Below are 8,564 nucleotides of genomic sequence, written 5' to 3' on the forward strand. Positions count from 1 at the left end.
TGCGTTGTGAAAAGACGGATGAATCTTTTGCTGCCAACATTTATCTGGCTGCTACGGTTTTAAGGCTGGCTTGAATGTCAACAGACCCTAGGACAGCCCCAAATGTTTTTTCAGGCGGCCTTATACCGTTTTGCAAACAGCCGTCGGATTTGGAAAACCGGCATACGAAACCGAAAGGTCGTCTGAAACCGTGCATCTGACTCTCTTCCCTGCGTCAAAGTGCCGGGGGCTTCGGACCCTGTTGTTCAGGTAAGTTTCAGACGGCTTCAAAACCAAATTGAAAACACGATCCCGGCAAAACCGAAAAGGCCGTCTGAAAGCGCCAAGTTGCTTTCAGACGGCCTTTTTCAGACGGCCTCAAAACTTCACATTCACGCCGAAAATGAAGTTGCGCCCCATCTGCGGTACATAGGGCAGGTAGGAGTTGTGGATGTAGATTTTTTGGTTCAGCAGGTTGTTGCCGTCGAGCGAGAGGGTGTAGTCGGCTTTGCCGATGCGGTTTTTGTAGCGGATGCCTGCATTGACCAGGTGGTAGCCGCGCGTGGAATCTTCGGGCGCGGGTACGGCATACAGGCGGCCGGAGCGGGCTTTTTCTTCGTCGCTGATGTCTTCGTCGTCCATATCGACTTTGGGGTAGGTTTTGCTGAACATGCTCTGCGAGGTGCGGCGTTGGGCGAAGACGCGGGTGTATTCGAGGTTGGCCGTCCAATGTTTGCCCAACGCGCTCTCCAAGCGGAATCCGAGTCTGGCGGGCGGTACGCGGGCGGCGTGGCGCGGCAGGGTATCGGTGCCCAATACGCAGTAGGTCGGGTCGCCGTCTTCGTCGGTGCAGTCTTCGCGTTGGCTGTAGATTTTTTCGCCGGTGATGGCGGGCAGTTTTTTCAGACGGCCTTTAACGTAGTCGCCGAACAGGGTGAATTCGTGTTTGGGCGTGATGTGGAAGCCGATTTCGCCTTCGAGGCCGCTGAAGCGGGCGGCGGCTTGGTTGTAGCGGCGGATGAAGAGGTTGCCGCTGCGGTGCAGGTTTTCGTTGTGGATGTAGTTGGCAAAGCGGTTGTGGTAGGCGCTGATTTTGTAGTGCAGGCGGCTGCCGTGGTGGGCGATGCCGATTTCAAAATTGTTGGAACGCTCTTTTTTTAAGGCTTTGTTGCCGTGTTCGAACGAGTTGGTGGCCAGGTGTTTGCCGTGGTAGTACAGCTCCATCGGGGCGGGCAGGCGTTCGTTGTGCGTACTGGGTACTGGGTGCCATAGTTCTATCCTAAATACATAAAAGAGTGGTATTTTAGCATTAGCCTTAAATTCTTAGGCAGCCTGAAAATGGATTTACTCTATTTTCAGGCTGCCTATTAGTGAAATCTAATTGCAAAACAATGACTGCTATAATCCAGCAGTCATTTTTTTCGCACTAGGCAGCCTGAAACCACCCGAAAGCCCCCATGAACACTATGCCCAGCAAGCGCGATCCCGCCCACGCCCTATATGAAACCTATTTCCTAATGAACTTCGTACAGCTCCCGCCCGAAAAGCAGCTAGAACATTTCTACCTGCGCCGCATCGTGCCCGTGCCGCCCGAAGCGCATTACCAAGCCGTAACGCTGGATACGCATTACAACCACCTAATTATCAACCCGCTGTACCAATTATTCGTCTGCATCGGGTTGTATTCATTTGAATTATTCCCGCTGCTGGTGCATTTATACGGCATCAGCGGAGAACGCTATGAACGCTGCGACCGCTGGCAGCCGCGCCTGTTTAGCGAGCGTTTTCAGGCTGCCTTTTTGAGCCATTTAACCGAAAACACATCGCGCGAAGGCTTTTGCCACGGCGCAGATTGGCAAAGTCTGCGCCGCCGCTGCCGCATTTTTCTGCAAACGGCAGATTTGCTGGAAAACCCGTGGCAAATCGCGTTTCCCCAGCCGCTGAAATTGAGCGGATTTTTGTATCCCGACGATTTTGATTGCTATGAAAGCGTACCATATTGGTCGCTTTACGGCGAAACCATGGCGCGGGCGCAGTGGGACGAGATGAAGGCGATGCATGATGATTTGTATCGCGGGGCGGTTTAAGGCAGCCTGAAACGGGTTTATCCATTTTCAGGCTGCCTTTAACGTAGTCGCCAAACAAAGTGAATTCGTGTTTGGGCGTGATGTGGAAGCCGATTTCGCCTTCGAGGCCGGTAAAGCGGGCGGCGGCCTGGTTGTAGCGGCGGATGAAGAGGTTGCCGCTGCGGTGCAGGTTTTCGTTGTGGATGTAGTTGGCAAAGCGGTTGTGGTAGGCGCTGATTTTGTAGTGCAGGCGGCTGCCGTGGTGGGCGATGCCGATTTCAAAATTGTTGGAACGCTCTTTTTTTAAGGCTTTGTTGCCGTGTTCGAACGAGTTGGTGGCCAGGTGTTTGCCGTGGTAGTACAGCTCCATCGGGGCGGGCAGGCGTTCGTTGTGCGAGACGGTGAACGAGAGGCGGTAGTCGGGGTAGAAATCCCACAGGGTAGTGCCGAAAGACAGGAAATTCGGATTTTTAAAACGCTATCAGGGTGCTTGTCTGTCGGATAGGACAGTTGTTTATGATTGCGCCGATGCGTACAGGAACGGGAAAAGGCCGTCTGAAAACGGTTTCAGACGGCCTTTTTGTGCTTGGGCAAGGGTCAGTACGACACCGAATCGCGGCCGCTGTTTTTCTGGATAAACTCGATTTTGTAGCCGTCGGGGTCTTCGGCAAAAGCGATGACCGTCGTGCCGTGCATCATCGGCCCGGCCTCGCGCGTGACCCTGCCGCCTTTGGCTTTGACCTTCTCACAGGCGGCGTAGGCGTCGTCTACCTCTATGGCGATGTGGCCGTAGGCGTTGCCCAAATCGTAGGCAGACGTGTCCCAGTTGTGGGTGAGTTCGAGCACGGTGCTGTCGGCTTCTTCGCCGTAGCCGACAAAGGCCAGCGTGAAGCGGCCGTCGGGATAGTCTTTTTTCCGCAGCAGCTTCATGCCGAGGACGTTTTGATAAAAATCGAGCGATTTTTGCAAATCGCCGACGCGCAGCATGGTGTGGAGCAGGCGCATTTTGTGTTTCCTTTTACTGTTTAATGATTTGCTTGCGCCGCCGGCCGAAAAACCGGCGGCGGCGGCATTGTACGCAGGCGGCAAAAGCGCGGCAATCGGCGCGAAACGGCGGCAAAACGGTTGCGGATGGTAAGTGTTTCGGTTATAAGGCCACGTTTGCATGCCCCGCCGCAGGCCGCCTGCGGAAACTGTTTAACGGTCAGACCCACGAAAGGAACGTTCATGAGAATCGGCATCCCGAAAGAAACCCTGGCAGGCGAAACCCGCACCGCCTGCACCCCCGATACCGTTGCCGGGCTGAAAAAGCTCGGCTTTGAAGTCTGCGTCGAAAGCGGCGCAGGTTCGGCCGCAAGTTTCGACGACGCGGCCTATGAAGCGGCAGGCGCGCAAACCGGCAGCGCCGCCGAAGTGTGGAAATGCCCGCTGGTTTACAAAGTGAACGCTCCGAACGGCAACGAAATCCGCCGTCTGAAAGAAGGGCAGACGCTGGTGAGCTTTATCTGGCCGGCGCAGAATCCCGAGCTGGTGCAAAAACTGGCCGATAAGAAAGTCAATGTGCTGGCGATGGATATGGTGCCGCGCATCTCCCGCGCCCAGTCGCTCGACGCCCTGTCTTCCATGGCCAATATTTCGGGCTACCGCGCCGTCATCGAAGCGGCCAACGCCTTCGGCCGCTTCTTCACCGGCCAGATTACCGCCGCCGGCAAAGTGCCGCCCGCGCAGGTGCTGGTTATCGGTGCGGGCGTGGCGGGCTTGGCGGCTATCGGCACGGCCAACTCGCTGGGTGCGGTGGTACGCGCGTTTGACACCCGCCTCGAAGTGGCCGAACAAATCGAATCGATGGGCGGCAAATTCCTCAAACTCGATTTTCCGCAAGAAAGCGGCGGCAGCGGCGACGGCTACGCCAAAGTGATGAGCGACGAATTTATCGCCGCCGAAATGAAGCTGTTTGCCGAGCAGGCCAAAGAGGTCGACATCATCATCACCACCGCCGCCATCCCCGGCAAACCCGCGCCCAAGCTGATTACCGCCGCCATGGTAGAGAGCATGAAACCCGGTTCGGTGATTGTCGACCTGGCCGCGGCCACCGGCGGCAACTGCGAGCTGACCCGCCCGGGCGAACTCTTCGTTACCGATAACGGCGTCAAAATCATCGGCTACACCGACATGGCCAACCGCCTGGCGGGGCAGTCGTCCCAGCTTTATGCCACCAACCTCGTCAACCTCACCAAGCTGCTCAGCCCAAACAAAGACGGCGAAATCGCGCTGGATTTCGACGACGTGATTATCCGCAACATGACCGTCACCCGCGACGGCGACATCACCTTCCCGCCGCCGCCCATACAGGTTTCCGCCGCGCCGCAGCAGGCGCAGAGGCCGTCTGAAAGCCCCGCCGCCAAACCCGCGCCGCAGCCCGTTCCCGCATGGAAAAAACTCGCCCCCGCCGTGATTGCCGCCGTGCTGGTGCTGTGGGTGGGCGCGGTTGCCCCCGCCGCCTTCCTCAACCACTTCATCGTCTTCATCCTTGCCTGTATCATCGGTTACTACGTCGTGTGGAACGTCAGCCACTCGCTGCACACCCCGCTGATGTCGGTCACCAACGCCATCAGCGGCATCATCGTCGTCGGCGCGCTGCTGCAAATCGGCCAGGGCAACGGCTTCGTCTCCTTCCTCGCCTTCTTTGCCGTGCTGATTGCAAGCGTCAACATCTTCGGCGGCTTCTTCGTCACCCGCCGCATGCTCAATATGTTCCGCAAAGGATAGGCCGTCTGAAAAAGGCCGTCTGAAAGCTTTCAGACGGCCTCCAAAGAAACCCGAAAGCAAAAAATGAAATACATCCACACCACCGGCGAAACCCTGGAACACCTGCGCGCGCAGGCCAAAAAACAGCAGTCCAAACAGGGCGGGCAGATGTCCGCACTGCTCGGTGCCGCCGCCAAAGCGGCCGGCTACCAAAACTGGTCGCATGCCCAAGCCTGCCATGCGGCGGGCGAACGTTACGGCCGCACCCCGCTGACCGAAGAGTGTTACACCCTTGAAGAGCACATCCGGCGCGGCGAAGACTACGTTACCGCCACCGGTTTCGAAACCGCCGAGCCGTCGGCCTTTCTGCTGTTTTCCACCGACCGGGGCGACGGCTGGCTGTACGACGTGTTCACCCGCCAAGCCCTGTGCATCGTGCGCCGCGATCGCGAATGCCCGATTGCTCCCGTCCGCTACGAAGAAAAGCGTTTCATCATCGGATGGGACGGCGAAATCGACCAGACCACCCCCATCCCCAGCCTGATGCCGGCCACCGAAGCCGCACAAGCCAAGCTCGGCTCTGCCTATATTTTTCCCGAATACGTCGGCTTTATGCTCGACGACTTGGGCAGACAGGCCGAGCGGCAGGCACGGGCGTTCCACGAACAGGCGGCAGCGGAAAGCAGCGCCGTTCAGGCCGTCTGAAACCCGAAACCCGTTTTCAGACGGCCTCCGCTCCGTCAAGGCCGTCTGAAAACCCCACCGCGAAAGGAAACCCATGAACACCCCGCAAAACCCCGTCGCCTGGTTCGGCATCCGCGCCGCCGACCTCGACCGCGCCAAACGCTTTTACGAAACCGTCTTCGCCTTCACCCTGCAACAGGCGGGCGCGGCCGAGGGCGCCAACCGCTTCTTCATCTTCCCCGCCAACTGGCAGAGCCACGGCACCAGCGGCATGCTCTGGCACGACCCCGCCGACACCGCGACAGGCCACGGCGGCACCACCGTTTTCTTCGAGTGCGCCGACTGCGAAGCCACCGCGCAGGCCGCCGTTGCCGCCGGCGGCAAACTGTTGCAGGGCAAATACCCCATCGCCAATGGCTACGCCGCCTTTATCGAAGACAGCGAAGGCAACCGCATCGGCCTGCACTCGCGCGCATAAACCCATTTTCAGACGGCCTTCCGCCCTCTTGCCCCCGTTTTTTACCATCCGCCCCATTAAGGAGAACCACCATGTCCCAAGGAATCGTTACAGCGGCCTACATCGTTGCCGCCGTGCTGTTCGTCTTTTCCCTGGCGGGACTGTCCAAACAGGAAACCGCCAAACAGGGCTGCTACGCCGGCATCACCGGCATGGCCGTCGCCCTAATTGCCACCGTCTTCGCCGAAGACACGCACGGCTTCGGCTGGATCATCATCGCCATGCTGATCGGCGCGGCCGTCGGCATCTACAAAGCGAAAAAAGTCGAAATGACCGAAATGCCCGAACTGATCGCCCTCCTGCACAGCTTCGTCGGCCTCGCTGCCGTACTGGTTGGCTTCAACAGCTACATCGATCCGGGCAGCGTTTCCTCCGATATGGAAACCATCCATCTGGTCGAAGTCTTCCTCGGCATCTTCATCGGCGCCGTCACCTTCACCGGCTCGCTGGTGGCCTTCGGCAAACTCAACGGCAAAATCAGCAGCGCGCCGCTGAAACTGCCGCACAAACACAAGCTCAACCTTGCCGCGCTGAGTGTCTCCTTTATCCTGCTGCTGGTGTTCGTGTCCAACGGCGGCGGCGCCTTCGCCCTGATACTCATGACCCTGATCGCCTTCGCCTTCGGCTGGCATCTGGTCGCCTCCATCGGCGGCGCCGACATGCCCGTGGTCGTGTCCATGCTCAACTCCTATTCGGGCTGGGCGGCGGCGGCGGCGGGCTTCATGCTCTCCAACGACCTGCTGATTGTCACCGGCGCACTGGTCGGCAGCAGCGGCGCGATTCTGTCCTACATCATGTGCAAAGCGATGAACCGCTCCTTTATCTCCGTCATCTCCGGCGGCTTTGGCACGGACGGCGGTGCGGCGGCAGAGGGCGGCGGCGAAGTCGGCGAATACCGCGAAGCCTCGCCCGCGCAAGTGGCCGAAATGCTCAAAGAAGCCAAAAGCGTCATCATCACCCCGGGCTACGGCATGGCCGTGGCGCAGGCGCAGTATCCCGTTGCCGAAATCACTGAGCTCCTGCGCAAAAACGGCACGGAAGTACGCTTCGGTATCCACCCCGTCGCCGGACGCCTGCCCGGCCACATGAACGTACTCCTGGCCGAAGCCAAAGTGCCCTACGACATCGTTCTGGAAATGGACGAAATCAACGACGATTTCCCCGAAACCGACGTGGTGCTGGTCATCGGCGCGAACGACACCGTCAACCCCGCCGCGCAAACCGACCCCAACTCGCCCATCGCCGGCATGCCCGTGCTGGAAGTGTGGAAGGCGAAAGAAGTCGTCGTCTTCAAACGCTCGATGAACACCGGCTACGCAGGCGTGCAAAACCCGCTGTTCTTCAACGAAAACAGCGTCATGTGCTTCGGCGACGCGAAAAAAACCGTCGACGAAATTCTGGCCGACTTGAAAAAATAAGGTCGTCCCCGCCTATACCCCTTCGGGGCATAAACGCGGGAATGGCGTTTCTGCAAACGCGTTTCCTGTGCAGCCGCCAACGGCAAAAGGCCGTCTGAACACCGTTTCAGACGGCCTTTTTATTTTCGACAGCGGGGGATGTGCCGCCCCGCGATGCACGGGTTTCCAAACGTTCCGACAGGATCGGTAAGGTTTGCAGCTAAGCGGTTTGGGGCTGACGTAGATTAGCCCTAAATTCCACACCAATCCCGCAAGATTTTTAGCTGTCGGGACGGTGTGCCGAAGTTAAACCGAAATTCGCATTCTTTCAAGAACAGCAGGAAAGATTTGCGATCGATTCCGTTGTATTTGCGCAAGACGCGTTTCGCCTGATTCCAAAAATTCTCAATGCCGTTGATGTGGTTCTGGCGGTCTGCAAATTCCTTGGAATGTTTGATGCGGTAATGGATGAAACCACGCACGTCCAACTTGTCGTAACTGCTCAGACTATCGGTATAAACAATGCTGTCCGGCATGATTTTCTTTTTGATGGCAGGGAGTAACGTTTCGGACTTGGCATTATCCACCACAACGGTATAGACCCGTCCGTTGCGTTTCAGAATGCCGAAGACAACCACTTTTCCTGCCGCACCGCGACCACGTCTGCCTTTACGCCGTCCGCCGAAATAGCTTTCATCCAACTCGACAGAGCCATCAAAAACCTCATCGGCAGCCAAGGCCAGATAATGGCTGATAACCATGCGGATTTTGCGGTAGAACAGAATAGCGGAGTTGGGTTGAATACGCAAAATATCGGCAGCGGAACGGGCGGTAACTTGGAGTACAAAAAATTCAAGTAGTTTCTTTTGAACACTCTTGCTTAATTTACAATTTGTTATCTGCATTTTCGTAGCCTAGCATAACTGCTAATCTACGTCAGCCCCAGCGGTTTGCAAACCGCCACCCCTACCCCAACCCTCCCCCGCGCTTTGGTGTACAGACCGGACACATAGGTAACACCTGTGCGGGGACATGGGTAACAGTTTTTCGGGCAGTTTAGCAGAAGTCGGTCAGGTCAATCCGGCCGAGGCGGTAGAAGCAGAAATAGACTTCGTACACACCGTCTTCGCTTGGTACCGGACGGCAGGCTACGGTTTGTCCGACCAGCCCTTT

At 57.6% G+C, this 8,564-nt stretch carries 8 protein-coding genes and 1 pseudogene; 5 read left to right on the forward strand and 4 right to left on the reverse strand.

All coding sequences use genetic code 11. The features are described from left to right. Positions 1-357: 357 nt before the first annotated feature. Complete coding sequence (locus ACLD9W_RS11325) at positions 358-1,281, reverse strand: TonB-dependent receptor domain-containing protein (protein WP_410842126.1); 924 nt, start codon at positions 1,279-1,281, stop codon at positions 358-360. Positions 1,282-1,436: 155 nt separating this feature from the next. Between ACLD9W_RS11325 and ACLD9W_RS11330 the strand changes: the two genes are divergently transcribed. Next, positions 1,437-2,066: a hypothetical protein gene (locus tag ACLD9W_RS11330; RefSeq protein WP_410842120.1), complete on the forward strand. Its 630-nt coding sequence runs from the start codon at positions 1,437-1,439 to the stop codon at positions 2,064-2,066. Positions 2,067-2,169: 103 nt separating this feature from the next. Here ACLD9W_RS11330 and ACLD9W_RS11335 read toward each other — a convergent pair. After that, positions 2,170-2,502, reverse strand: a pseudogene (locus ACLD9W_RS11335) (TonB-dependent receptor); the annotation flags it as partial. A 140-nt stretch (positions 2,503-2,642) separates the two neighbouring features. Next, positions 2,643-3,050 carry a lactoylglutathione lyase gene (gene gloA / locus ACLD9W_RS11340; protein ID WP_410842121.1) on the reverse strand — a complete coding sequence of 136 codons (408 nt, stop codon included), beginning with the start codon at positions 3,048-3,050 and terminating at the stop codon, positions 2,643-2,645. Between the two features lie 222 nt (positions 3,051-3,272). On the opposite strand from gloA, the gene ACLD9W_RS11345 reads away from it, so the two are divergent. The 4 genes from ACLD9W_RS11345 (at position 3,273) to pntB (ending at position 7,412) form a co-directional block, all read left to right on the forward strand. Beyond that, positions 3,273-4,814: a Re/Si-specific NAD(P)(+) transhydrogenase subunit alpha gene (locus ACLD9W_RS11345; RefSeq protein ID WP_410842122.1), complete on the forward strand. Its 1,542-nt coding sequence runs from the start codon at positions 3,273-3,275 to the stop codon at positions 4,812-4,814. A gap of 63 nt (positions 4,815-4,877) precedes the next feature. Continuing rightward, positions 4,878-5,498 carry a hypothetical protein gene (locus ACLD9W_RS11350; protein ID WP_410842123.1) on the forward strand — a complete coding sequence of 207 codons (621 nt, stop codon included), beginning with the start codon at positions 4,878-4,880 and terminating at the stop codon, positions 5,496-5,498. Positions 5,499-5,571: 73 nt separating this feature from the next. Then, entirely contained in the window at positions 5,572-5,955 is a 384-nt protein-coding gene (locus ACLD9W_RS11355; RefSeq protein WP_009425302.1) for a VOC family protein, read from the forward strand. Positions 5,956-6,026: 71 nt separating this feature from the next. Next, entirely contained in the window at positions 6,027-7,412 is a 1,386-nt protein-coding gene (gene pntB / locus ACLD9W_RS11360) for a Re/Si-specific NAD(P)(+) transhydrogenase subunit beta (RefSeq protein ID WP_410842124.1), read from the forward strand. Positions 7,413-7,642: 230 nt separating this feature from the next. On the opposite strand, the gene ACLD9W_RS11365 is transcribed toward pntB, so the two are convergent. Further along, complete coding sequence (locus tag ACLD9W_RS11365; protein ID WP_410842125.1) at positions 7,643-8,296, reverse strand: IS1595 family transposase; 654 nt, start codon at positions 8,294-8,296, stop codon at positions 7,643-7,645. Between the last annotated feature and the right edge of the window lie 268 nt (positions 8,297-8,564).

Origin of the sequence: Neisseria sp. WLZKY-1 (assembly GCF_046546535.1) — a bacterium.
Classification (GTDB): Bacteria; Pseudomonadota; Gammaproteobacteria; order Burkholderiales; family Neisseriaceae; genus Neisseria.